The organism is Flammeovirga sp. SJP92, from assembly GCF_001583495.1.
In the GTDB taxonomy this organism is placed as follows: Bacteria; Bacteroidota; Bacteroidia; order Cytophagales; family Flammeovirgaceae; genus Flammeovirga.
In genome coordinates this window covers 1-1,195 of sequence record NZ_LQAQ01000054.1, presented here as the reverse complement: position 1 = coordinate 1,195, position 1,195 = coordinate 1, and the positions used below count along the sequence as shown (strand labels likewise).

1 protein-coding gene is annotated in these 1,195 nt (G+C 33.2%); it reads left to right on the top strand.

All coding sequences use genetic code 11. The features are described from left to right. Nucleotides 1–219 precede the first annotated feature (219 nt). A complete protein-coding gene (locus AVL50_RS12115; RefSeq protein WP_062616764.1) occupies nt 220–906 on the top strand; it encodes a DUF6602 domain-containing protein in 687 nt (228 codons plus the stop codon). The last annotated feature ends 289 nt before the right edge of the window (nt 907–1,195 follow it).

Genomic DNA, 1,195 nt, shown 5'->3' with positions numbered 1-1,195 from the left:
CGTGCTAATGCTTCGGGATCGTACTCCGCGCATAAGGGACTTGCACCCTCTAGAAGATTGAACTATATTTAGAAAAATATAGATCGTGCCCATTTTGGGCACACACATCAGCTAATCTCCATCCATCGGGTGACGCACCCGCTGGTCGTAGTTTAGCCATCACGTTGGCTGTAATAAAAGCATCAACTTTTAATAGACATAAATCATAATAAGGAAAACATGAATTTGATTCGTAGAATAATTCAGAATAATATTAATAGGATAATATCACAATCTGAGGATATTTCAGCTTTAAGCCACAATCCTTCGATAGGCTCTGTTCGAGAAAGCTTCTTAATTGAATTCTTTAGAGAGTTGATTCCTGATTCTGTTTCAATAAAATCAGGGTTTATAACGGATGCTTCTGGTAAAATAAGTCCGCAGTTAGATTTTATTGTTGTCAAAAATTCTTCAATTCCATTTTTCGAAATGAAGGATGATATTTCTGTAATTCCAATTGAGTCAGTTCTTCTAATAGCAGAAATAAAATCAACTTTAACAACAACAGATTTAGAACAAATCAAATCTCAAGTTTCTGTAATTACATCTATGAATTTAACAGGCGAAATAGGAAAAGAAAATTTTATTGTACCCAATATTATTCTAGCATATGACACCAATATAAAAAGTGAAACTCTCGTTGATTGGATGGAAGAAAACGGTAATTCGGTAGCTTGCTGCACTTTGAAAAAAGATACATATATAAAAGATGACAAGATTAAAGTATTTGAAAATTGTGCATTTAACATACAGCATCATGGGGTATTAGCATTTGTTTCAACATTTCATAAAATGCTTGATTACTTGGGTACAAAGCGTGATTTCAAACCAAACATGGACGTTTACTTAACGGGAAGAACTAAATAAATACTACATCCAACACTGTATATAGCAAATAGGGCGATCAGTGGATAACGGAAGGTTATTGGTTATTTGAAACACCGCCAAATCGTTCATTTGGCTTTTAAGAATGAATAAATTAAAAACAAAATACAACGTTTTGGCTCAGAGCAAACTTGAAAGTTTATCACTTTCTATTGCCCTATACTAAACGTTATGTGAAATTTCCGATAACCAAAAATGAATAAAATAATATTAGTAACAGGAGGAAATAAAGGTATTGGAAAAGCAATATCTATTCAGTTAGCCGAACAGG

Excerpts from the sequence above, each read along its gene's own strand:
- AVL50_RS12115 (WP_062616764.1), top strand. The coding sequence starts at position 220 with ATGAATTTGATTCGTAGAATAATTCAGAATAATATTAATAGGATAATA.